This is a genomic window from Microbulbifer thermotolerans, from assembly GCF_001617625.1.
In the GTDB taxonomy this organism is placed as follows: domain Bacteria; phylum Pseudomonadota; class Gammaproteobacteria; order Pseudomonadales; family Cellvibrionaceae; genus Microbulbifer; species Microbulbifer thermotolerans.
In genome coordinates this window covers 2831142-2853271 of sequence record NZ_CP014864.1, presented here as the reverse complement: position 1 = coordinate 2853271, position 22130 = coordinate 2831142, and the positions used below count along the sequence as shown (strand labels likewise).

Here is a 22130-nt window from a genome sequence, read left to right as displayed (position 1 = left end):
GGATGCCAAAGGAGTATGCCGGTGGCACAGATTTGGGAATTTGAAGAAAAGGGCGGCGTATTGGGCTTATCTCGGCGTTTAGGGAATTTCTGATTCATTCACTGCCTGCCCGTGCGGATACTGCGCGCCCAGGTAATGGAATTGATATATCGACACCGCCGGACACAGGGAGGTAACCGGCGGGACGAAAGGGAAAGTTTTTGCGTCTGCGAAGGGGCGCTCCCATTATCTGCGGGCCCTGAGGTCACGCATATAAATCCACGCCTCCGGTGCGGCTGGTGGGTACCTTGATGTCTGCAGCCGCGGACGCGATTTCGGGTGCAGTTTCACTGCCGCCAATGTCACCTTCCCGGTAATTGCGTTCCGGGGATTGCTGTTGGTTCTGTTGTTGTTCGCCCACCGTGGCTTCTCCCAGTGCGATGCCCTGTTGCGCCAGGGCATCCCGCAGTTGCGGAATCGCCTGTTCCACCGCAGTGCGCACCGAAGCCTGGGCGGCGAGGAACTGCACCTTGGCACCTTGGTCGTCCAGGGTCAGGTTGACCGACAGCGGGCCCAACTCGCGCGGGTTCAACTGCAGCTCAATCGTCTTGTCGCCCCGCTGAGCGATTCCTACGAGCTGCTGTTCCAGCTCGCGCCCCCAGGCATCGCTCGCCAGGGGGGATTGCAAAGTCAGGGGTGCACTGCTTGGACCGACTTGTGCCGCAGCCGGTGAATTGGTGGTTAAGGCCGGGGCTGCGGCTGGATGAGTGGCATTGCCCGCGTCCGCCGCGGACATCAGCCCCGACACCGCACTCTCCGAGGATGCCAGCACGGATGGAACCGCTCTTTCCTGTACTGTATCGGCGCCGGCAGTGGTTACTTGCGCAGGGGGGGCATTTGTGGGTTGTGTGCCGGCGCTGACTGCAGCCATAGCCGCGGCTGTATCTGACGGGCCAGCCGCGGAGGAAATTTGGGCGGAGACTTCTTGTATTGCCGCACTTGTGGCTGGATGCTGGCCGGGTTGCAGACCACTTATAGTCGGCGTTGCGGCGGCGTTCTGCATGATTGCCGAGGGGGCCTTCCCGGTGTCTGTGGCCGGGGCAGTGGAGGCCGTCTTCGCGTCGGGCGCCGCAGTGGAGGACACAGTGAGGGGCGCGGCCAGCGCGGAAGCCAGGAGTTCGTCATCTGCGACCTCTTGTGCGACTGTTTCCGCATCAGTTTTCAGCGCGGCGGTTGCCGTTGCGGAATCCAGTGTGAGCGCCGTGAATTTTTCCCGCGCCGGGGCTGGAAGGATTTCGGACAATAGTTCTGCGCTTACGCCTTCCGGTTCGCGGACAGCTGCCGCAAGTGCCTGGGCGAAGGAAGCACCATCTTCGCCGCCAGCGGTATTCGCAAAACCCTTGTCGGTATTGGCGGACAGCGCGGTGAGTAGTGCGGTGATATCCATTTTCTCTCTCCTAGACGAGGCTGGGCTCTTCCGCGGACTGGCGCCGCGCGAGGATATTCTGGGTGATTTCGTCGGACTGCAGGCGTTCGCGCCGCTGCTCCTGTTGGCGCTCCCGCTCGGTGCGGCGCGCTACCAGTGTGTTGTAGGACGACAACTGCCGCTGGCGTTGGCGCCAGTGATCGCGGCTGGCGGCAATCCTTTCCTGCTGCTGATCCAGGGCCGCCTGGGCGCGGGCGATGGCGCCGTCGAGCGAGCGGATAAAGCGGTTGTAATCGTCCAGGGCGGCGGAGCTGATACCGCGCGCCATCGCCTCCTGTAAACGCTGGCAGTATTCCCGGCGGTACTCTTGCAGAGTCTTCAGCTGGGCAGCGGTGGTTTCGCCGCCGCGCTGCTCTTCTGCCAGCAGGCGCCCTGCGGCGTCGCGGGCCTTGCGGCTCTGATCGATCAGTGTGTTCAGTGGATCGGATGCCTTCATGGTTCACCCCCTATTGAGTGTCACCGAGTAAAGCGGTCATGGCCTGCCGGGCGTCGTCGATATTCGCGCGCTCGCCGATGCTTTGGCGCAGGAAAGATTCCATACGCGGATATAACTGCACGGCCTCATCCAACAGGGGATCCTGACCGGGGCTGTAGGCGCCGACACTGATCAGGTCCCGGTTGCGCTGGTAACAGGAGAACAGCTGCTTGAAGCGCTGTGCATTGCGCTGCTGGCCGGTGTCGGTAATCGCGGTCATGGCGCGGCTGATAGAAGCCTCGATATCGATGGCCGGGTAGTGGCCGGCTTCCGCCAGGGTGCGCGACAGCACGATATGGCCGTCGAGGATGGCGCGCGCTGCGTCGGCGATGGGATCCTGCTGGTCGTCACCTTCCGTCAGCACCGTGTAAAAAGCGGTGATAGAGCCGCCGTTCTCGCCGTTACCGGCCCGTTCCACCAGTCCGGGCAGCTTGGCGAATACCGAAGGTGGATAGCCCTTGGTGGCCGGTGGCTCGCCGATGGCGAGGGCGATTTCGCGCTGGGCCATGGCGTAGCGGGTCAGTGAATCCATGATCAGTAGTACGCTCTTGCCCTGGTCGCGGAAGTACTCCGCCACGCGGGTGGCATAGGCGGCACCCTGCAGACGTTGCAGCGCCGTGGTGTCCGCCGGGGCTGCCACCACGACCGAGCGGCGCAGGCCCTCTTCACCGAGGATATTGTCGATAAAGTCTTTGACCTCGCGGCCGCGCTCGCCGATCAAACCCACCACGATGACGTCGGCGCGGGTGTATCGGGCCATCATGCCGAGCAGCACGGATTTACCCACGCCGGAGCCGGCGAAGAGCCCCAGGCGCTGGCCCCGGCCCACGCACAGGAGGCTGTTGATCGCGCGTATGCCCACATCGATCTGTTCGTGGATGGGCGTGCGCGCCAGGGGGTTCAGGGGCGCGGCGGCGAGGGTATCGAGTTGGTCTTCCGGCAGCGGAAGGCCACCGTCGAGGGGGTGGCCGCTGCCGTCCACAATCCGGCCCAGCAGGGCATCGCCCAGGGGAAAACGGCGCGCGCCACTGCCACCCAAAGTAAACACACGGGCACCGGGAGTGAGGCCGCCAATCTCTTCCAGCGGCATTAAAAACACTCTGTCACCGGCGAAGCCCACCACTTCCGCTTCGGCGAAAGCGGCTTCCGCCCCAGCCGCCCGCGGGCACAGTTCGATGCGGCAACCACTGCCCAGGGGGACCTGCAGCCCCACGGCTTCCAGCACCAATCCCGTTGCGCGCACGATCCGGCCACTGGCCCGGTAGGTGGAAAACTGCTCCACCCGCTCGGTGCAGTCGCCTAGGGCGCGGCGCCAGCGCTCGCTGTGGGGATTGGCGACGGCGGTCATTGCGGTGTTTCTCCGCGATCGGCGGTGCCGCGCAGGCGCTTGTATACCCCTTCCTGCAGCTGTTGCCAGCGGGTTTCGAGGCTGGCGTCCAGCTCACCGGAGGGGCCAGTCACCCGGCAGCCGCCACGGCTCAGGCGCGGGTCGGGCCGCGTTTGCCAGCCACTGGCGGCGAGTTCGCGTTCCAGCTCCGCCTCCACCAACGGCAGGTCTTGCGGATGTAGCCACAGGCGTGAGCCGCCGTTGAACAGCGGTTCCTCGCGCATCAGATGGCGCACCACTTCGACCACTTGCTGCGGGCGGGCCTCCAGTGCTTCGCTGGCCAGCTGCCGTCCCACGGCAAGGGCCATTGCCGCCAGATCAGCCGCAATCTCCTCGTCGTGGCGGGCCAGGGCATCGCTAAACGCCTGCGCCAGTCCGGCGAGAGGTTGCAGTAGTTCCCTGCGCTGGCGTTCGCTCTCCGCTTCGCCGGCGCGGCGGCCTTCCTCCAGCCCTTTGGCCAGCCCTTCCTTGTGCCCGGCGTCGAATCCGGCCTGCCAGCCTTCGCGGCGGGCCTGCTCGCGCGCCGTCTCCAGCCGTGCACGCAGTTCGGCGCGGCGCTCGGCGGCACGGCGCCGCTCGGCCTCGCCGTCGAGTTCGCCCATGCGCCAGGCGCGCCAGGAGAGGGCATCAGACATAGACTTCGTCCCCGCTGGTCAAAACAATTTCGCCGCTGTCGGCGAGGCGTCGCACCACCTGCAAAATAGTTTTCTGCTCCCGCTCCACCTGGGAGCGGCGCATGGGGCCTGCGGTCTCCATTTCTTCGCGCAGCAATGTGCCGGCGCGGCTGGACATATTGCGCAGGAATTTCTCCAGCAGGTCGTCGTCGGCGCCCTTAAGGGCGACAACCAAGGATTTGGTGTCGATTTCCTTGAGCAGCAGTTGTATCGAGCGGTCGTCGAGTTCGATAAGGTTTTCGAACAGGAACATCTCGTCGATGATCTTCTGCGCCAGGTCCTCGCTGTGGGCGCGTACACGCTCTATGACGGTTTCCTCGGCGCTGGAGCTCATCAGGTTGAGGATTTCCGCAGCAGTGCGCACGCCGCCCATCTTGGCGCGTTTGAGATTCTGTCCATCGAGCATACTGGTCAGCACTTCGGTGAGCTCTTGCAGTGCCGCCGGTTGCACGCCATTGAAAGTGGCGATACGCAGTACCACGTCATTGCGCAGCCGGTCGTCGAACTGTTCCAGGACGGCGGCGGCCTGACGTCGCTCCAGATGCACCAGAATGGTGGCGATAATCTGTGGGTGCTCGTCGCGGATCATTTCCGCCACCGTGTTGGCCTCCATCAGATTCAGCGCGTCTATACCGGTTTCGGCAGCGTGCTGCTCGAAGATATCCTCAAGCAGGCTGGAGGCGCGCTCATCCCCCAGAGCCTTGGTCAGCACCGCGCGGATGCGGTCGCTGGAATAGAGGTTCAGGGCGCTGTACTCTTCGGTCTCGTCGTAAAAGTCCTGCAACACCTGGCGCATTTCCTCGTGGGAAACGGTGGTCAGGGAGGCCATTTCCTGGCTGAGTTCTTGCACTTCACGCGTGGAGAGGTGTTTGAACACCTCGGCGGCGCTATCTTCGTCCAGGGCCAGCAGCAATATGGCACTGCGGCGCAGGTTGCTCATTGTGCTTTGATCAGTCATTCCGGTTCATCCAGCTGCGCACGATCATGGCTACCATCGCGGGGTCTTCTTTGGCCATTTCCTGCAGCTCTTTCAGGTTCTGCTCGTAGGCTGAGGAGCGGCGCTTGCGGCGCGGCGGTGGGATCTCTTCCTCAGCTTCAGCTTCTTCAGGTCGTTCAGCGTTATTGGTGTTCTGCACGGTGGCGCTCTGGGGTACAGCCGTCGGAGCGGGTGGTGCAATTGCTTCGGCGTTCAGTCGTGCGTACCTGTCTACCAAGGGACGCAGCACCAAGCGGTACACCATCAGGACTGCCAGTGCCGCAAGCAGATAGCGGGCCAGGCTGAGCAGTGCTCTTTGCCAGAAGGGATCCTTGTACCAGGGAATATCCTCCGGCAGCGCTTCTCCAACTGGTGCGAAGGGACTGTTGACGATCTGCAGACTGTCGCCGCGGTCTTCGGAGTAGCCCATGGCTTGGCGCACCAGGTTTTCCACGCGCTCCAATTCGGCATCGGAAAGTGGAACCTGCTCAGTAGCGCCCTCTTCTGTGACAGCCTCGCGATAATTGACAACGACTGCCGCTGACAAGCGCAGTATCCGTCCTCGCTGTCGTTGAATATGGGTGATATTGCGGTCCAGCTCGTAGTTGACCAGCTGCTCTCTGCGCAGGCGGCCTCTGTTGTTTTCTTCGCTGTCTGTCTGTTCGGCTTCGTCGTTATTGTTGTCTCCGTTTAAATCAATCGGAGACGCGGCGGCCCCGGGCGGGGTGTTGGTGAGTGCGCCGGGAATACCGCCGATGGCTTCCGGGTCGCCGTCGAAGTCTGTATTGCGGTGTTCACTGCGCACGGCCGCGGGGAGGCCGTCCTGGTTGGGGGTGTAGCGTTCGCTGGTTTCCTCGCGCTGGTCAAAATCGATTTCCGCCGCCACCTGCGCGCGGATATTGCCATTGCCGAATATAGGAGCGAGGATATTTTCGATTCGTTGGCGGTAGTGTTGTTCTATATCGCGCACGTATTCCAGTCGGCTGCCATCCAGGCCGAGGTTGCCGCCGGGACGGGACAACAGGCGGCCGTTCTGATCCACCACGGTGACATTTTCCATCGTGAGGTCCGGCACGCTGCTGGACACCAGGTGCACTATGGCATTGACCTGCCCGTCGCCGAGACTGCGACCCGGTGCCAGAGTGAGTACTACCGAGGCTTTGGCTGGTTCGCGTTCGCGGATAAATACCGAGGGCTTGGCCATGGACAGGTGCACCCGCGCCCGGGATACAGGGCCCAGGGATTCGATGGAACTGGCCAGCTCACCTTGCAGACCGCGCTGGAAATTCACCTGCTCGGCAAACTGGCTGACACCGAAGGCCTGGTTGTCCATGATTTCGAAGCCGGCGTTGGCCCCTTGGGGTAGCCCCTGCTCGGCCAGCTGCAGGCGCAGCTTGTAAACTTGGTCGCCGGGTACCAGCAGGGTGCGGCCGCCCTGTGTGAATTCATAGGGGACAGCACGGCTCTCCAGTTCGCTGATAATGCGGCCGCCGTCCTCTTCACTGAGATTGCTGTAGAGCACCCGGTATTCCGGTGCGCCTGCCCACATCCACAGCGCGACCAACAGGGCCACGGCAGCGCTGCCTGCAACGAGCAGCGGTATCAGGGGATTGGTAAAGAGCCGGGCGGACAACTGGCTGAGTGCCGGTGTCGCGGAACCGGGGTTGGTTTGGATTGCGCCGCTCATACCACTTCCCTCCGGGGCTGGATACGGCTGGGCGCGGGGTTTAATGGTGACAAAATAGAAGGCATTGCTGCTCTAGTCGATCCTGGCGGCTAATAACTCCTCGCTGATTATGGCGGGGGGCATCGCGGACAAAGGAAAGAAAAGCCCGTTTTTTTGCCCCTAATTGGCCGCTTGGTACCGGGCGGCACGCTGTTACCTTTGCCCTGAAAGGTAAATGAGATAGCCATAATGACCAGCCCAGTAATCGACGGCGTATTGGAGCAGATGCGTGGCCTCGCTGCAGAGGCCCGGGGTGGCAGCGAACGAATCGACCTCAAAGTGGGCGGCGGCTTCGCCGATGCTCTGCACGACAGTTTGAAGAAAATCAACCGGTTGCAGAACGCCAGCGGTGAGATAAGTCGCGCCTTTCAGTCCGGTGAACCCGGTGTGGCTCTGCATGACGTAATGATTGCCAGCCAGAAAGCGAGTATCGCCTTTGAAATGGGGGTGCAAGTGCGAAATCGGCTGGTGACTGCATACAAAGACATCATGAATATGCAAATCTGACCGGCTGGTGCGGTTGTAGCGGATTTACCCTCAAGCGTGCCGGCAGTCTATCTTGGCCAGCGTACCGTATCAGACTTGAAGGCTCAGTAGGCGCCCTCGCACTTCCTCTAAACGCTGGGCGGCATTGAGCGCCTCTTCCGTTGGAATCTGCCGAATTACTTCCCCGCTTTCCCGGTCCACCAAACGGATAATGATGCGGTCACTGTCCTCGCTGGCCTCGAATTCCACACCATAGCTTCTTAATACTTCGTTAACTTGTTGCACCGCTTTGACTAACTCTTGCTCTGAAACCGCGTAAGAGTCCGATGTGCTTTTCTCTCCATCCGGCGCCGCAGAAAATTGTGCGAGAACCTTTTCCACCCGCTGGCGGGCGGCCAGATAGGAAAGTTGAGCGGGAGTATTATTGTCTACAGGAGAGGGCATGGTAATAATCCTTCCGTTTTACTGATGATACTTTGTACAGGTTATCGACAGAAGGATAAGAAACTTTATTTAGCGCTGGTGTTCACAGCAGGTAAAAAAAAGCCCCCGGGAGGGGGCGAAGCACGGTCCGAATTTGGGGGAGTATGGAGAGGGAACCGCGCAGTGAAAGAAGGCCCAGGGTTAGCCAACTTTCAGTATCTTGACTTCCTGCTAACAAGTATCGGCAGTGATCGCGGTAACTTTAGAGGGGTGGTGATAAATTTTATTGGGGAACCTCTGATTAATTCGCGAGAACACTACGGTAGCTTCCGGGGCGTTCAGGCAATAGGACGGATATTCGAAAACGCACGAATACATCCCTGTATCCGACGGTTTCGAATATCCGTCCTATCACCTGAGTTTCACATCCGCTCCCGAAGAACCTCTGCCACCAGAAAGTGAATTAATCAGGGGTTACTTAGTATTTTAGATTGATCAGAGCGTGGGCAAGAGAAAAAATCTGCGTAAATGGGTGCTTACACATCCGTGTGCTGCAGTTCGAAACTTCCGCCTATTCGACTGAGTGCTTTTTTAGGGCTGGATCAGTACCTTTCAAGAGCGAATTGGAAAGTCGTTCTTCATCCCTGGAACGAATTAATCAGGAATGTGAGTTCCATGAAGTGAATTCAGTTTTTTGTCGATCAGGATTGTCAGATAAATGCGTTTTTAGTTTCTTCCTCGATAAAGGGTGATGCGATGGCTCTGTCAACAAATAAGGGGTCAAAAAATGCCACCCTATTTAGGACGTCGGCTTCTTCATCCTGGAATGCAATGGATTCGCTATTGCGCACCCGAGATTTGTTCGGGTTATGATGCACGGAAATAATTTCATGATGTTGTTTTATGGCGCGATCTTTGTCGGAAATATTCAGGCCAAAGAAATTGCCAATATCAACAACTTTATCGAAATCTTGAAAGTCTTTGGTTGTCACCCAATAGAATTTCCCGTTTTCATTTTTATAGATGCTTTCCGCTTGCATCTGCCTGGCGTAGGAGTCCAGGACGCCCCAATAACAAAGTTGGTAGTCCGTCAAACTCTCAGGCTCGTGGATCGGTAGGCTGCCAGGGACGCGGGGATCGGCGGAATAGTGAATGCCTCTCTGTGTTCGCATTGGGGTGCTTCCCCGTTCGTAAAGGCTCGATGCGGTTTTTCTGAAGTTTCTATTCAAAAACAGTAGTCCAGGCATTACTCCCAGTCGAAGCAGTGGAATTAAAAATCCTTTGCCAAAAACATTGCTCGTTTCCACATAATTCTTTTCCGGGTATTCGTTGATAACGGCGATTTTGCTTTGCAGGAAAGCAATGGCCTTCTCCGGTGTTTGTTTGACGGTAGGAAATAGATTGGCGTAGTTCGGTTCCGGCTCGTGCAGAGACCGTATGTCATCGAATATCTTAAATACTTCTGTCAAAAAGGTGGTGCCAGTTCTTCCATGAGTTACAGTGAAAATCAGATTTTTGTTAGTTGAAATCATAGCGGCTCCCCGGTGATTTTCTTAACGGGTTTGGCCGGGTGGCCGGCGACAATCGTATTGGCAGGGACATCGCCGATAACCAAGCTTCCTGCTGCAATAACGGCGTTTTCACCGATGACGGCCGGTCCCAAAACGGTGACGCCAGATCCCATCCATACTCCCTTTTTGACATGGATATCACGGCCGCTATCTGGCACTGCCGTGAGGCGTTCATGGCCTGTCTTTTTGTAGTCATGAGTTCCGGTAAGCAACATGCACCGGTGGCCAAAAAAACAATCCTCCTCGATGGTCACCTGTCCGGAGCGGGTGTTGATTAATAAGTCGTTGACGGAAATTGTCGCTCTATTCAGGTTAACCCTGTTCTTGTCGCCCCAGACCCGTATTTGTCTCAATTCGTAGTCCGCAATATAGGGCATCAAGAGTTGCGCAAGAACAGCAAGCTCTTTCTTCTTTACTGTTCTGAGAAGTTTGAGAAACTCACTGTCTTCACTGCTCGATGTATTGGTGTTGTTTTTCGGTGGCAGGCTGCGTTTGACCTTTTCGGTTTTGGTGTCGATGACAGGTATCATGATCCGTGCTCAAAGTCTGTTATTAGTGAATACTCATCAACCGGTCGATATCCTGGCTGATTGTGTCTTCCGTGTTATCTGCCGGTGGAGCCAGATTGTGAGGGGTTTGTTTTTCCAATGATTCGCCCATTGAGGCCTTGGTTGGAACCATACCTTCGGCGATCAGATATAGTTCCGCTTTTTCGGGGTCCACATCTGCCAATAGGGAATAAGTGAGGTCTTGCACGCCGTAAACGGTGTGCAGTAGAAATGCCAGCTTTATTTTTTGCCCGGCACTCAGCTGCGCCATGCGTTTGTGACTGGGCAGGAAAAGCGCGTCGGCACTTTCCAGCTCAGTTGCCTGGTGTTGCAGCCAGTCATCCCTGTCTGGCAGGTGGCTCTTGTGGTGAAAATCGTTTAAGCGGTAGAAGCGGAAGCCGTTCCGGCACATCCAGTGGCTGATCTCGCTGAGATTGGGCTGCCGTTCGTGGGTTGGATGGAAAGCAACCCGCACCTGCACCATCAGTGTATCCCGCAGCGCTTTTTCACCGTGTTCCAGAATTTTGGTGGCATCGCTGAGATCGTCCAGAATCAGCCAGTCCAGACTTTGCAGTCCTTGGATGCTGTCGAGCGCAATGGTATTGATGGGGAGCGAGGTCAGCACTTGTGCCCCCTGACGTCTTTCCGCAGGGAGTTGCTCCGGTGGTAATGGTTTCAGGGTGCTGCTCATCTCCGGAGCCAGGCATGCGTGGAGGGTTGCTGGTTGGCCATCGCCAAGCAGGGCGTGGGGGAAAAGCTGCAAGTTTTCGTGGTCTTTGAATTGATCCGGATTTTTCACACGGCTGCCGGGATCAAAGGCGATGACAGCAAAGGTGTTGAGATCCAGCAGTTTTTCGAAACCGGTTTCCCGCACGAGCTTGGTGGTGTTGTCGATGGCAATAATTTTCCCCTGGAGTTGCCAGTCGAAGTCAACGGCGGCTTTGGCGGCGGCGGATTGCGGCTGTGATTCGGTGGATGCAATTTTCGGAATCTTGACATTGACAGGCTCGCTTTCCCCTTCGAACCAAGCCCGCCCGTCTTTGTTAAATGTCAGTGCCGCAGGCATTTTGTCTTCACAATACCTCTGCCAGATGGCGCGTAGGGCGATGCCAAGATGCTTGGCAAATCGCTTGTAGTCACACACGGGCGAACGCTTGATTTGCCTGCGCAGGCTGCGCCGGATAGTGGTCAGGCTGGCGGGATCGGAAGCCAGTTCTACGGCCAGTGCCTCATAGCGCTCCCAGCTGTCGACGACCAGCTCGGGCAGACCGGCGTTGGTCAGGTGGGTGGCGGAATGGCGCCCGGCAAAGCTGGGGCCCGGCAGTGTAATCACCGGCACTCCCATCAGCAGTGCCTCGCAAGTGGTGAGACCGCCGGAGTAGGGCCAGGGGTCCAGTGCGATATCTACCCGATTATAGGCTTGCAACAACTCGCGGTGTTTCGAGTGGCCCTCCAGAATCAGGCGGTGGCGTTCTATACCCAGCCGCTCCATCGTTTGACAAGTCCGCTCGGCAAACTCATCGCTGTCAAATTGCATTCCCTTGAGGAACAGACGGCTGTCCGGAACCCGGTGCAGTATCGATGCCCATTTGCCGAGGATAACTTCGTTCAATTTGGATGGATTATTAAAACAGCCAAAGGTGACGTAGCCGTTATCCAGAGCAGGCAGCGCCGACGGTTCAGGTGCATCCCCGCGGGGCATATAACAGATATAGTCGTCCGGAAGGCGGATCAGTTTTTCCGTATACAGGTGATCCACGCCGGGAGGCGTCTCCACCGCATCGGATATCAGGTAGTCCATGGCCTGCAGGCCGGTGGTATTGATCAGCCCACCCACCCATTTCACCTGTAATGGCGCGGGTTCGAGGGCTACGGCCCGGAGCCGGTTTCCCTCCGTGTGGCCACAGAGATCCAGCAAGATATCGATACGGTCGCTGCGTAGTTTGTCGGCTAGTTGAGGTTCAGTGAGATGAGTGACAGACATCCAGTGATCCGCCCGCTGTTGCATGCGCTTAGTCAGGGGATCGACCATGTCGTTCATGGTATAAGCGAATATTTCAAAGTCTTCCCGCGGTAATGCCTCGAGCGCGGAGGTGATCATTTGCCCCACTGGATGAATGCGGAAGCCCGCTGAAATCATGCCGATGCGCAGGCGGCGGTCACTGGACAGATCGGCCGGGCGGGGTCGGGGCTTGCGTTCTTTCGGTTGGAAGCGGGTATCCCACTCGAGGTGCGCTTTAAACAGGTCCTCCGCGGAATATGCTGGGTTGTAATGCATCGACATCAGGAGATTGGAAAAGGTTTTGTCCTGATCGGGCGCCAGTTCCAGGGCTTTGCGATAGTAGGCTTCCGCTTCTTCAAAGCGCCCGACATTGCGGTAGGCACTGGCCAGATTGGACAGGTGGGCGGGATCGTCGGGATATTTGGCCACAATTGTTTCGTGGATGCGGATTCCCTCGCCAAAGCGGGTCAGCTGGATCAAGGCATGTGCTTTGCGGGAAAGTAGGGTGTCATCGTCGGCAAAATCGCGCTCTGCAATTGCGATGTGCTCCAACGCTTTTTCAAATTCCCCGGCGTCGTTGTGCAATTTGATCAACATCAATCTCGCCTGTTTGAAGGCGGGCTTGATCTCCAGCGCTTTTTCAAGGTGGGCGACAGCCTCGCTGGCATGCCCCAGACGGTACATGGCCTGGGCCATGGTGTTGTGAAGTTCCGGGTCATCCGGGGCCAGAGTCAATGCCTTTTCCAAGACGTCGAGGGAAGAATGCCGCTGTCCCGATTCCAGCAGTACCGAGCCCAGGGATTTCCAGGCGAAAGGATCGAAGGGGTGCTTGCTGGTCATTTCACGGGCCAGTGCTTCTGCCTTATCCCATTGCCTTGCCTGGTAGAGCGCGATGAGTTTTTGTTGCTGTTTTGGTGCCACGGCATGACGGGTTTGATGCCGTGTCTGGCTGATGCGTGCGTGCTGGCGAATTTTGCTCATGGGCGAGATTGTCCGACTGCTAGAGAGTGCTAGAGAATCTGGGTAAAGGACAGGATGCCCGAAGCAAAACAGGCAATAACCAAAGAAAAGGGGGCCCGAAGGCCCCCTTTTCTCTGTATCGGACCGGAGGAATTCCGGTCACTCTGTTGGCAATTAGCCCAGCAGGGACAGCACGTTCTGCGGTACCTGGTTGGCTTGAGCCAGAACGGAAGTGCCGGCTTGCTGCAGGATCTGCGCGCGGGTCATGTTGGAGACTTCGACAGCGTAGTCGGCGTCTTCAATACGTGAGCGGGCAGCGGAGAGGTTAGTCTCGTTGGTCTGCAGGTTAGTGATGGCGGACTCGAAGCGGTTCTGGATAGCACCCAGGTCAGAGCGCAGCTCGTCGACGGTTTCCAGGGCGCTGTCCAGGGCAGCCAGACCGTTGGAAGTGCGGCCGGTGGTCAGGTCGGACAGGCTGATGCTGGCGGTGTCGATGCTGAACGCGGCAGTTGTCGGGCTGGTGGTAACGTCGGCGTCGCTCGGTTCCAGCGCAATGTAGAAAGTTCCGCTGGCACCGTTGTCCAGGTCGAAGCCCAGTGCTTTCAGGGAGTTGGACTCGGCAGTTGAGTTGGCAGTGATGGTGACTTCGGCGTACCAGTTGCCGGCTTCATCGGTCTGTGCAGTGCCAGTGAATACAACGCTACCGGCAGTGACACCCAGGCGAGCGGCCAGGTCGCCGGCATTGCTTTCGCTAATGCTGGAGTCGGCGATCATGGTGGTGGTGCCAAAGGCATCCTTCATCGCAGCGGTGGTGCCGCCAGATTGAGCAGTCATTGCGCCTTGCGGGCCGTTGACGTTGAAGCTTGCGAGCCCCAGGGTGCTGGCGGTGATTTCCTTCAAGCTGATGCTGATGGTCTCGCCGTCGTTGGCGCCAACTTGGATGGAGAGAGTTTGGTCGTCGGCCAGTACTTTAACGCCGTTGAAGTCGGTCTGTTCAGAGATGCGGTTGATCTCGGTCAGGCGCTGATCGATTTCCGCTTGGATAGATTTCAGGTCGTCGGGAGAGTTGGTGCCGTTTTGAGATTGAACGGTCAGCTCGCGGATGCGCTGCAGGTTTTCGTTTACCTGGTTCAATGCACCTTCCGCAGTCTGGGCCACGGAGATGCCGTCGTTGGCATTGCGCTGAGCCTGGGACAGGCCAGTGATCTGAGCGCTCATACGGTTGGCGATGGCTTGGCCGGCGGCGTCGTCTTTGGCGCTGTTGATGCGCAGACCGGAAGACAGGCGCTCCATAGAAGTTTGCAGGGCGCTTTGAGATTTGGAGAGGTTTTGTTGGCCAATCAAAGCCGTAATGTTTGTATTGATTACTGACATATCGATGTCCTTTGGTGTTTCACCGTTTGGTTTTCTAAAGCAACGGCGCAGGCCGTTACTCCGTTTTTCGGCAGCAGCGCGTCACGCTTTAGGGTGAGATGAAAAAAACTCCGCGCTTATTAAGGAAGAGGGTAAGGGTTCTGGCCGCTTCGAGTGGTTAAAGTCCCTGTTGCCGGTGCCGATATTGAACGGTAGCGGAAAAGCACAGAGGAATAATGATGGCCACTATTTCATCTTTGGGTATAGGTTCGGGGCTCGATTTGAACGGGCTGCTTGAGCAACTCGAATCCGCGGAGCGGCAGCAGCTGACTCCGATCGTGGCACAACAGCAGAGTTACCAGGCGAAGATTTCTGCGTTTGGTCAGCTGGAAAGTGCTCTGGATAGCTTGCGTCAGGCCGCCACGGAATTGAGCGAGGTGGACGGTTTCGCCGACGTAAAAAGCAGTCTGAGTGGGGATGGGCTCTCGGCAACTGTCGGTGATGAGGCCGTGGTGGGCAGCTACGAGATAGACATCACTCAACGAGCCAGAAGTTACAGCATCGCTACATTGGGCGTAGCCGACAAGGAGGGGACCCTCGGAGCGGGAACCATCTCTTTTACCCTCGGCAACGGCGACAGCTTTAGTGTCGCGGTGACGGAGAACGAAAGCTCCCTGGAAGGCATTCGTGATGCAATCAATGCGGCCGATAACGGCGTGGTGGCTTCCATCGTCAACGACGGCAGCGCTCAGCCCTACCGGCTGGTATTGTCCTCGGCGGAGACGGGAACTGAGGCGGCGATCGCGTCTGTGGATTTCGGTACGGGCGGCCTGGGGGATCACCTTTCACTCGATGCGGCTACTGAAGTTTCGGCCCAAAACGCCCAGTTGACTGTCAACGGTATTGATATCACGAGCCAGGGCAATCGTGTGGAGGATGCGATCCAAGGGGTAACCCTGGATCTGGAGGAAACCGGAAGCGTATCGCTGGAAATCACCCGCGATACCTCCGCCATCGAGGGGAAAATCAAAGGCTTTGTTTCCGCCTACAACAACTTGCAGAACACCATATCCAGTCTGACCAGCTACGACCAGGAGAGCGGCACTGCGGGGGTGTTAATTGGCAATTACACAGTGCAAAGCGTGGAGTCGCGTCTGCGGAGTACCTTGACGGATGTGCTGACCAGCAGCGGTGCTTTCAAGTCCCTTTCCGACCTGGGGATTACCCTGGAAGTGGAGGGCACCTTGTCGCTGGACGAAGACGCGCTTGGTGATCTGGTGGCGGAACAGCTGGACGATTTGACGGATTTCTTCGCTGGGGTTGCCGATGAGGACGGTTTGGCGGACCGTCTCGATACAGTGCTTGGCGCTATGCTCGATGACGACGGTACCTTGGATAGCGTCACCTCCGGGCTGGAGAGCAGCATCGAAATGTTGCAGGAACGCTATGAAGATACAGAAGCGCGGATCGACAGCACTATCGAGCGCTACCGCACCCAGTTTGCCGAGCTCGACAGTTTGATCGCGCAGATGAATTCAACCAGTACTTATTTGACACAACAGTTCGAGGCACTCAGCGCGCAGCTAGGCCAGTCGGACTAGAAGAGGAGGGGGTCTATGTATCCTAACCGCGCCGGCGGCGCCGCCGCCTATGCCCGGGTCGGAGTGGAAAGCGATGTGCTCTCCGCCAGCCCTCACCGCCTGATCACACTCCTGTTCGAGGGGGCGGACAAGGCTATCCGGTCAGCCGGGGTACATATGCGCGATGGTAACAAAGCGGAAAAAGGCAAGGCGATTTCCAAGGCGCTGGATATTGTCAACCGGGGCCTTCTGGCCGCGCTGGATCGCGAGCGCGGAGGCGAGTTGGCCGAACGCATGGCATTGCTCTATGACTATATCGCCCGCCTGTTGCTCAAAGCCAACCTCCACGATGATGCTGCAGCGCTGGAAGAGGCCCGGCATTTGCTCGGCGAGTTGGGCTCCGCGTGGCGTGAAATCGACACCGATGGTAAATAGGAGGTGTGATGACGGCGCTCAAACCCTTTGCGGGAAGCTCCCTGAATTCTCCTCAGCGGCTGTTGGCTGCCTATGAGAGCTTGTTGGCACGCTCCACCCGCATGCTCGCCTGCGTGCGTGAGCACAATTGGTTTGAATTGGTGGAGGAGCAGTCCTGTTATGTTGTCGAGGTGGAACTTATCTCCAAGGCAGAGAGCGCAATAAAGCTCAGCGAGGCGGAAAAGGAACACAAGGCCAAGTTGCTGGAAAAAATACTAGAGCAGGATATGGAAATCCGCCAAAGGCTGATTGAGCGACGGAACCAGCTTCAGAAGCAGATGGGCACGGCGCAGCGACGCCGCGATCTCGCACGTTCTTACGGTGTTCGCAAAGGTTTTGATCAAGGGGCTTCGTGAGCGGCATCACCTCGATACTGGATACTCTTTTGCACCAGGTTCTGGGCAAACGGGTGGATACGGCAACGCCGCGGCCGCTGACCGAACCGGTGCGGCCGGCTGTTCCTGCGCAGGCGGTGCAGGCGCTGCGCAGTGAATCCGATCCGCAATCCCGGGCGCCATTGACGGAGCAAGCGCAAGCTGCCGGGCGGAGCCGGGAGAAAGCCAGTGCTTTGCCGGTAAAGGCGAACACCGCTGCGAGTACCTCCGCGCGCACCAGTTTTAGTGTTGCAGCCCGGACCATTGCCGATCTGCTGATGCGTTACCCAGCCCCCCCGTCCGCGATTCGCCCGCCGGCGCCACTACTTCCAGTGAGTAAAGGCGGAGAACCGGAGCCGCTGGCGACACAGCTGCGCGCCAGCGTCGAGCGCAGCGGGCTTTTTTACGAATCGCACCTGGGGCGCTGGTTCCGAGGCGGGGAAAGCGGTGAGCAGCTATCTAGGGAGCCGCAGATGCGCCTTACCCGAGTCTTACCGCAGGTTGCGTCCAGATCGGCGGGCGCCACGCCGCAAGGCACTGTCTCTGCCAATACTTCACTGGGGGCTTCCACACCCGCCGGTGCTGGGGTTGTTACCGCTTCTTCCGTTGGCCTTCCACCCCTGGGGGCTTCAGTGGTGGACGCTACTTCAGATCCCGCGGCCCCTGCGCCTGCAAAAGCCCCCGTGGCGAATTCAGCGGGCAATACCGGCAAGGTGGAAGAGGGTGCTTCAAGTGTCCGGATGCCCGTGGACCGGGCCGCTGCGGACGCCCTACAGGGCTTGCTGCGCCACCAATTGGAAATGCTGGCCGCTCCGGTGCTGCGCTGGGAAGGGGAAGTGTGGCCGGGTGTGGCAATGGCATTTGTATTGCTGCCACCGGAACAGGTGCTGCAAGAGGACGGCGATGACGGCAGAGATGGCGATCAAGGCGATGACGAAGACGCTTGGCAGTCCCGTCTGACATTGAGACTGCCGGAGCTCGGGGAAATTGACGTGCGCCTGGCGCTCTGCGGTGAGCGGCTCAAGTTGGCACTGAGTTCCGCTTCGGAGAAGGCGGCGAAACGTCTCAGGAGCGCCAGTGAGGCGTTGCGCGAGCGGTTCGTCGCGCTCGGCTTCGAAGACATTGTGTTAACGGTGGAATTGCTGCGTGAAGGAAAGTGAAGAGCGCCGCCGTGCGGTGGCTCTGGCCTACCGGGACGGCGATGTATCACCCAGGGTGGTGGCGCGAGGGTACGGTGAATTGGCGGAGCGCATCGTGGCCGAAGCCCGCCGCCAGGGAATCTATGTGCACGACGCTCCGGAGTTGGTGGCACTGCTGATGCAGCTGGATATCGATGAGCGCATCCCTCCGCGTCTCTACCAAGTGATCGCGGAATTGTTGGTATGGGTACGCGGATTGTCCTCGGAGGAATTGCAACGAGAATCATAATTTGTGATTTTGATCACAAATCTGTATTTTGACATAAATCACACGCACAGAATGCCAAAAAAGTTCCAGATTCTTGTGGTAGATTGTGCCAAAAAAGGTGATGCAGATCACTGAAGTTATTTTTTAAAAGTGGTATGGCCTTGGGTTCCGGATCGCAATGCCGGGGCAACGGGAAATATGAGGCGCTGCGCTTTTTGTTGGCTCATTGCGTGATAGGCGGAGATGTTTCGCTGCGCGAGGGCGCGCTTGAGAGGTGCGGCTCGCGGTTGTATTGCGATCGGCTTTGTTTTTTGGGGCGCTAGCGGGATTGCAGCGAAGTGGAATGCGCAGGAATTTTTGCTGTAGGGGGCACTGCTTTTTTTGCAGGTATGGATGGGCGTCACTTTGTGCAAGGTGCAGAGGCAAAAATTTTTCGCAGCATCCCTGGGTGGTAGTTTGTTATACCACCAAAAAACTCGCCATATCATAAATTATTCGCTATGTCTGTGTAGTAGTTGTATAAATTATCTGATACGTTTTGTTTATGACGACAACTATCAAGGCGATTTAATCGCACCACAAAATATGCGGGAAAGGAAATCCGGCAGGCGCAATTGCCAATTTCTGCGCTAAGGAGGTAGGGGAAGGGAATCTCTGAATAACAACAATATATAAGGCACGATGTGACTCCGGGAGCACCTGGTGAGCCCGACTTAGACCGCAGGCAGTTTTGCGGCAGGGTTTCAGGTAATTAGGGCGCGCCCGGCGGCAGCGCCGCTGGGCCTTTGGATACGTTTCGAGTTAGTACGCGGGTCGAGTGATCGACCAGTGTGAAGTACGGGCGTTATTTCTAAATGGGGGGGTGCCCCCAGGGTAAGGTCACCGAAGGAGAAACATAAAATGAAGTTGGATAGTGCCATCGACGAGATTCAGGAAATCAACCTTAGCTACCTGCTGTTGGCCCAGCGTCTACTCAAGGAGGATTACGCTACAGCCCTTTTCAGGCTGAAAATCAAGGAATCGCTGGCCCAGGTTTTGGTTTCTCTGACTGCGAAGCAGCTGACACAGCTTGCGCGGACCAATCAACTGTTGTTTCGGTTGCATTTTGACGACGCGGAGCAGCTCGTCAAGCTTACCAGCAACAAGCGCGCCCAAGGGTTGGGCCATATTCATGCCGCTCTGTTGATGTCCTCCAGCGCGAATTAAGGGCTGAGCCATGTCGGAGAAAAGCTTGGTCAATGAAATGCAGCAGGTACAGCTCGCCATAGAGCTGATCGAGCTGAATGCTCGGCTGCAGGTGCTGGAGTCTGAGACCGATCTCAGCCGGGGGCGTTTGATCCGGCTTTACAAAGAAGTGCGGGGCATGTCCCCGCCCAAGGGGATGCTGCCCTTTTCCACGGACTGGTTTACCACTTGGTTACCCAATATCCACTCGTCACTCTTTTACGGGATTTACCGACGCCTGACTGAGGAGCAGGGGTGTGAGCGCATGGAGGGTTTGGTTAAAGCCTACCGGCTTTATCTCGAGCAGGTGGATCTGGATGGTGAAGAGCCGGTTCTCGGCCTGACCCGGGCATGGACCCTGGTGCGCTTTTTCGAGAGTGGGATGTTCGAGCTCTTCGAGTGCACCAGTTGCCACGGTCAGTTTGTCAATCACGCGCATACACCCTGTCACGATTTTGTCTGTGGTATCTGCCAGCCTCCATCCCGCGCAGGCAAAACCCGCAAGCGAAAATCCGCGCCCGTGGATACTGGCCGGGAGCCGATTAAAGTCAAGGCCTGAGAAATCAACCCGGCAACGGACGAGGTTGCCGGGTTGATGACACTTTTCTTTCATTACCACTCTAAATCCCCCTGTTTGCCCGCCGATAACCAATATGTAAGCACGAGAGGTGTGGGCTATTCGCGACCGCAACGGAAACATCCCGCGCCAATAATTCACGAGGGCCATCAAAAAACCACCGCATTGATAGACTGAAAGAAAGCGGGTGGAAAACCATGGAAGGGTGGTGGCTGAGAGGGAATCAGGGAGCATGCGCCATGAGATTCGGGAAGCTTTCAGTCGGTGTGCTGCTTGCGCTGCTTGCCACCTTTCCTGTTACTACCGGTGGTGCCGATAACGGTGCCACTGCGACGGCATCGGCACGAATTACCCTCCATATCCTTCCCCGGGTGCAGCTGCGCCAGATGGGTGTTCTCGGTACCGACCAACTGTGTCTCAATCGCGTGCCCGCCAATCGTTACTATTTATCCATTCGCGATCTGGGAAGTGAGGCTCGGGAAGAGATGCGCTTGGCTGGTAGGCCGGGCAACTACTGCGTCCCGATGGCTGCCTCTGTTGAGGGGAAAATGGTGGTGATTGTTGCCGAATAGCGGTTTTCCGACCCCGTCGGCAAGGCTAGAATGTGGCTTTCGACGATAAGCCACAGCTGTTTGCCATGAAAAACCTATTCGCCGTCATCCTCCTGTTTTTGTCCCAGCAGGCGCTGGCCGCAATGTCTCTGGACAAGATTATTGTTTACCTGGATGACTCCCCCAATGCCCGCGACGATATCGTGGTGGCCAACCCGGATAAAGAGACGCTTTACCTGCAGACGGAGATCTACCGGGTTGACAACCCCGGGTTGCCCGACGAAAAGCGCGTGCGCGTTGTCGACCCAAAAGATTTCAAGTTATTGGTGAGCCCCTCGAAGGCGGTGCTGGCCCCCGGTGAGCAAAAGCGCTTCCGTATTATGTCCCTGGAGAGAAAGCTGGCGCAGGAAAAAGTTTATAGGGTGACATTTAAGCCGGTGGTGGGGGAAATCAAAGCTGACCGCACGGCCCTCAAGATTCTTGTAGCCTACCAGGCGCTGATTTTTGTGCAGCCGCAGGAGGGGAGCTACAAGCTGACCGTTGGAAAACAGGGTGGAAAGTGGGTGCTGAAAAACAGTGGCAATATAAATGTCGAAATTGCAGAAGTGCAGCATTGTCTGAGTGAGCTGGACTGCCGCCCGCTGGCGCTCAAGGGGCGCCTCTATGCCGGCACCAGTTTGTCGATCGAAGAAAATATCGCAGGAGGTAGTCTGGTTGTGCTGGCCAGGGGGCGAGGGACAGAGAGAGTTCAGCTGCCACTGCTGTAGTGCCTCGAAACAAGCGCCCGCTCACCAAACCGGGGCATCAGCAGGAAACTCATTCAATCTCCACCGTAAGTGTCAAGGTGTCGCTGTACTGACTGTCAGCGGGGTCTACCAGTCCATTGGCGGGAATATGCACATTCAGTAACATATTCTCCCCGTCGGCGCAGTTTTCCCGATTGCTGCCATGCCATAGCCCTCCAGTAGCTGTAACCCCTTCCTGAAGCCAGGTGGTTGCTAGGGGTGGGCTCAGACTTTGCACCTGTAATTCATAGTTGATTGTATCGATGCCTGCTTGTCCACGCAGAACGAAATTTCCGTTTCCGTGCGCGCTTTCCGCGCGAAGATTGAAGCCAACACCACCGGACGTATAGACGCAGAAGCTTTGCTCGGCGTCTATGTCACTGCTGGTGTTGGAGGTGATTATCATATCTTCAAGCCCGCTAATTTGGATCTGCGCCTCTGCACCTATTTGAATGGTAAAAGAAATCGGCGGGTACAGCTCAGTTCTCTCGCTGGTATTATTGCTATCTTTGCATTGAATTGGGTTCCATGGATTGTTCGGATCGCCCCACGGATTGCACTGGTAGAGATAAAAATCAAAAGTTCCCTGATATGTCCCGGCCTGTAGCTGGATGTCTTCGGGGATGGTCACCAGAAATTCTACAGGTGTTTGAACGCCGTTGGCTGCTCCTTCAAAGCGTGTGCTCTCGGTATTGGGACGTAGAGGAGCTGCGCCGCTGGTCGGGTGGCGGAAACTAAATTGCACCGGAATATTTCCGCCAGGGCCAGACAGAAAAAAATAGTCCCCGCTGCCGCTCCCGCGGACTTCTATTGTGTAGCTGCGCGTGTGACGGCAGTATGCTGTAACCCATTCGTTTCCCGTCCAATCTGCCCAGCAGCTGCGTATGCTAAAAGGGATGATTTTGCCCGCATCTGCGGGCAGGCTGTGTACCTGGGTATCGAGATTGCAGATCCCGATGGCTTTTTCGTGTACCGGCATTATGCCGGAGCCGTCCCCACAGGGATGGCTGTTGCTGGATTGCGCATATGCGTTGTTTAGGAAGATAAGCAGCGTCAGATACTTCAGAAGCTTCACTTTGTCACCACTAATGTGGAGGGGGTTGTTGGGGAAA

22 protein-coding genes are annotated in these 22130 nt (G+C 57.4%); 10 read left to right on the top strand and 12 right to left on the bottom strand.

The window, feature by feature from the left end; all coding sequences use genetic code 11:
• Positions 1-244: 244 nt before the first annotated feature.
• The 6 genes from A3224_RS11845 to fliF are packed head-to-tail and all read right to left on the bottom strand — an operon-like array spanning position 245 to position 6664.
• Complete coding sequence (locus tag A3224_RS11845) at positions 245-1426, bottom strand: flagellar hook-length control protein FliK (protein ID WP_067154853.1); 1182 nt, start codon at positions 1424-1426, stop codon at positions 245-247.
• 10 nt (positions 1427-1436) lie between these two features.
• A complete protein-coding gene (gene fliJ, locus A3224_RS11840) occupies positions 1437-1901 on the bottom strand; it encodes a flagellar export protein FliJ (RefSeq protein WP_067154850.1) in 465 nt (154 codons plus the stop codon).
• Between the two features lie 10 nt (positions 1902-1911).
• Entirely contained in the window at positions 1912-3288 is a 1377-nt protein-coding gene (gene fliI / locus A3224_RS11835) for a flagellar protein export ATPase FliI (protein ID WP_067154847.1), read from the bottom strand.
• On the bottom strand, positions 3285-3962 hold the full coding sequence (locus A3224_RS11830) for a flagellar assembly protein FliH (RefSeq protein WP_067154844.1): 678 nt from the start codon (positions 3960-3962) through the stop codon (positions 3285-3287). Before A3224_RS11830 ends, fliI begins: the two co-directional genes overlap by 4 nt.
• On the bottom strand, positions 3955-4959 hold the full coding sequence (gene fliG / locus A3224_RS11825) for a flagellar motor switch protein FliG (RefSeq protein WP_067154841.1): 1005 nt from the start codon (positions 4957-4959) through the stop codon (positions 3955-3957). The genes A3224_RS11830 and fliG overlap by 8 nt, the downstream gene beginning before the upstream one ends.
• The gene (fliF, locus tag A3224_RS11820; protein WP_067154839.1) at positions 4952-6664 is read right to left on the bottom strand and encodes a flagellar basal-body MS-ring/collar protein FliF; all 1713 of its coding nucleotides are present in this window, start codon (positions 6662-6664) and stop codon (positions 4952-4954) included. The genes fliG and fliF overlap by 8 nt, the downstream gene beginning before the upstream one ends.
• A 228-nt stretch (positions 6665-6892) precedes the next feature.
• Here fliF and fliE point away from each other — a divergent pair, with 228 nt between their 5' ends.
• Positions 6893-7210 (top strand): flagellar hook-basal body complex protein FliE, encoded by a 318-nt coding sequence (gene fliE, locus A3224_RS11815; protein WP_067154836.1) that lies wholly within the window; start codon positions 6893-6895, stop codon positions 7208-7210.
• A 69-nt stretch (positions 7211-7279) separates the two neighbouring features.
• Here the strand turns inward: fliE and A3224_RS11810 are convergent, their stop codons facing one another.
• From A3224_RS11810 to A3224_RS11790, 5 genes are all read right to left on the bottom strand, one after another.
• The gene (locus A3224_RS11810; RefSeq protein ID WP_067154833.1) at positions 7280-7633 is read right to left on the bottom strand and encodes a flagellar protein FlaG; all 354 of its coding nucleotides are present in this window, start codon (positions 7631-7633) and stop codon (positions 7280-7282) included.
• A 689-nt stretch (positions 7634-8322) separates the two neighbouring features.
• The gene (locus A3224_RS11805) at positions 8323-9144 is read right to left on the bottom strand and encodes a hypothetical protein (RefSeq protein WP_067154831.1); all 822 of its coding nucleotides are present in this window, start codon (positions 9142-9144) and stop codon (positions 8323-8325) included.
• Positions 9141-9713 carry an acyltransferase gene (locus tag A3224_RS11800; RefSeq protein WP_067154829.1) on the bottom strand — a complete coding sequence of 191 codons (573 nt, stop codon included), beginning with the start codon at positions 9711-9713 and terminating at the stop codon, positions 9141-9143. Before A3224_RS11800 ends, A3224_RS11805 begins: the two co-directional genes overlap by 4 nt.
• A 22-nt stretch (positions 9714-9735) precedes the next feature.
• The gene (locus A3224_RS11795; RefSeq protein ID WP_067154826.1) at positions 9736-12714 is read right to left on the bottom strand and encodes an O-linked N-acetylglucosamine transferase, SPINDLY family protein; all 2979 of its coding nucleotides are present in this window, start codon (positions 12712-12714) and stop codon (positions 9736-9738) included.
• 153 nt (positions 12715-12867) lie between these two features.
• On the bottom strand, positions 12868-14067 hold the full coding sequence (locus tag A3224_RS11790; RefSeq protein WP_067154824.1) for a FliC/FljB family flagellin: 1200 nt from the start codon (positions 14065-14067) through the stop codon (positions 12868-12870).
• A gap of 215 nt (positions 14068-14282) precedes the next feature.
• Here A3224_RS11790 and fliD point away from each other — a divergent pair, with 215 nt between their 5' ends.
• From fliD to A3224_RS11745, 9 genes are all read left to right on the top strand, one after another.
• The gene (fliD, locus tag A3224_RS11785; RefSeq protein WP_197462984.1) at positions 14283-15647 is read left to right on the top strand and encodes a flagellar filament capping protein FliD; all 1365 of its coding nucleotides are present in this window, start codon (positions 14283-14285) and stop codon (positions 15645-15647) included.
• A gap of 15 nt (positions 15648-15662) precedes the next feature.
• Entirely contained in the window at positions 15663-16061 is a 399-nt protein-coding gene (gene fliS / locus A3224_RS11780) for a flagellar export chaperone FliS (RefSeq protein WP_067154818.1), read from the top strand.
• 8 nt (positions 16062-16069) lie between these two features.
• On the top strand, positions 16070-16456 hold the full coding sequence (gene fliT / locus A3224_RS11775; RefSeq protein ID WP_067154815.1) for a flagellar protein FliT: 387 nt from the start codon (positions 16070-16072) through the stop codon (positions 16454-16456).
• Positions 16453-17634, top strand: coding sequence for a flagellar hook-length control protein FliK (gene fliK, locus A3224_RS11770; protein WP_067154812.1), 1182 nt, complete (start codon positions 16453-16455; stop codon positions 17632-17634). Before fliT ends, fliK begins: the two co-directional genes overlap by 4 nt.
• Positions 17621-17902: an EscU/YscU/HrcU family type III secretion system export apparatus switch protein gene (locus A3224_RS11765; protein WP_067154809.1), complete on the top strand. Its 282-nt coding sequence runs from the start codon at positions 17621-17623 to the stop codon at positions 17900-17902. The genes fliK and A3224_RS11765 overlap by 14 nt, the downstream gene beginning before the upstream one ends.
• Before the next feature lie 879 nt (positions 17903-18781).
• Complete coding sequence (gene flhD, locus A3224_RS11760; protein WP_067154806.1) at positions 18782-19087, top strand: flagellar transcriptional regulator FlhD; 306 nt, start codon at positions 18782-18784, stop codon at positions 19085-19087.
• 10 nt (positions 19088-19097) lie between these two features.
• Positions 19098-19664, top strand: coding sequence for a flagellar transcriptional regulator FlhC (gene flhC, locus A3224_RS11755; RefSeq protein WP_067154803.1), 567 nt, complete (start codon positions 19098-19100; stop codon positions 19662-19664).
• A gap of 257 nt (positions 19665-19921) precedes the next feature.
• On the top strand, positions 19922-20254 hold the full coding sequence (locus A3224_RS11750) for a hypothetical protein (protein WP_074902962.1): 333 nt from the start codon (positions 19922-19924) through the stop codon (positions 20252-20254).
• A gap of 65 nt (positions 20255-20319) precedes the next feature.
• Positions 20320-21000 carry a fimbrial biogenesis chaperone gene (locus A3224_RS11745; protein ID WP_067157913.1) on the top strand — a complete coding sequence of 227 codons (681 nt, stop codon included), beginning with the start codon at positions 20320-20322 and terminating at the stop codon, positions 20998-21000.
• 49 nt (positions 21001-21049) lie between these two features.
• Here A3224_RS11745 and A3224_RS11740 read toward each other — a convergent pair whose 3' ends face one another.
• The gene (locus A3224_RS11740; RefSeq protein WP_067154797.1) at positions 21050-22093 is read right to left on the bottom strand and encodes a hypothetical protein; all 1044 of its coding nucleotides are present in this window, start codon (positions 22091-22093) and stop codon (positions 21050-21052) included.
• Between the last annotated feature and the right edge of the window lie 37 nt (positions 22094-22130).

Coding starts and splice junctions, on each gene's coding strand:
- A3224_RS11845 (WP_067154853.1), bottom strand. CDS start 1,426: ATGGATATCACCGCACTACTCACCGCGCTGTCCGCCAATACCGACAAG.
- fliJ (WP_067154850.1), bottom strand. CDS start 1,901: ATGAAGGCATCCGATCCACTGAACACACTGATCGATCAGAGCCGCAAG.
- fliI (WP_067154847.1), bottom strand. CDS start 3,288: ATGACCGCCGTCGCCAATCCCCACAGCGAGCGCTGGCGCCGCGCCCTA.
- A3224_RS11830 (WP_067154844.1), bottom strand. CDS start 3,962: ATGTCTGATGCCCTCTCCTGGCGCGCCTGGCGCATGGGCGAACTCGAC.
- fliG (WP_067154841.1), bottom strand. CDS start 4,959: ATGACTGATCAAAGCACAATGAGCAACCTGCGCCGCAGTGCCATATTG.
- fliF (WP_067154839.1), bottom strand. CDS start 6,664: ATGAGCGGCGCAATCCAAACCAACCCCGGTTCCGCGACACCGGCACTC.
- fliE (WP_067154836.1), top strand. CDS start 6,893: ATGACCAGCCCAGTAATCGACGGCGTATTGGAGCAGATGCGTGGCCTC.
- A3224_RS11810 (WP_067154833.1), bottom strand. CDS start 7,633: ATGCCCTCTCCTGTAGACAATAATACTCCCGCTCAACTTTCCTATCTG.
- A3224_RS11805 (WP_067154831.1), bottom strand. CDS start 9,144: ATGATTTCAACTAACAAAAATCTGATTTTCACTGTAACTCATGGAAGA.
- A3224_RS11800 (WP_067154829.1), bottom strand. CDS start 9,713: ATGATACCTGTCATCGACACCAAAACCGAAAAGGTCAAACGCAGCCTG.
- A3224_RS11795 (WP_067154826.1), bottom strand. CDS start 12,714: ATGAGCAAAATTCGCCAGCACGCACGCATCAGCCAGACACGGCATCAA.
- A3224_RS11790 (WP_067154824.1), bottom strand. CDS start 14,067: ATGTCAGTAATCAATACAAACATTACGGCTTTGATTGGCCAACAAAAC.
- fliD (WP_197462984.1), top strand. CDS start 14,283: ATGATGGCCACTATTTCATCTTTGGGTATAGGTTCGGGGCTCGATTTG.
- fliS (WP_067154818.1), top strand. CDS start 15,663: ATGTATCCTAACCGCGCCGGCGGCGCCGCCGCCTATGCCCGGGTCGGA.
- fliT (WP_067154815.1), top strand. CDS start 16,070: ATGACGGCGCTCAAACCCTTTGCGGGAAGCTCCCTGAATTCTCCTCAG.
- flhD (WP_067154806.1), top strand. CDS start 18,782: ATGAAGTTGGATAGTGCCATCGACGAGATTCAGGAAATCAACCTTAGC.
- flhC (WP_067154803.1), top strand. CDS start 19,098: ATGTCGGAGAAAAGCTTGGTCAATGAAATGCAGCAGGTACAGCTCGCC.
- A3224_RS11750 (WP_074902962.1), top strand. CDS start 19,922: ATGAGATTCGGGAAGCTTTCAGTCGGTGTGCTGCTTGCGCTGCTTGCC.
- A3224_RS11745 (WP_067157913.1), top strand. CDS start 20,320: ATGAAAAACCTATTCGCCGTCATCCTCCTGTTTTTGTCCCAGCAGGCG.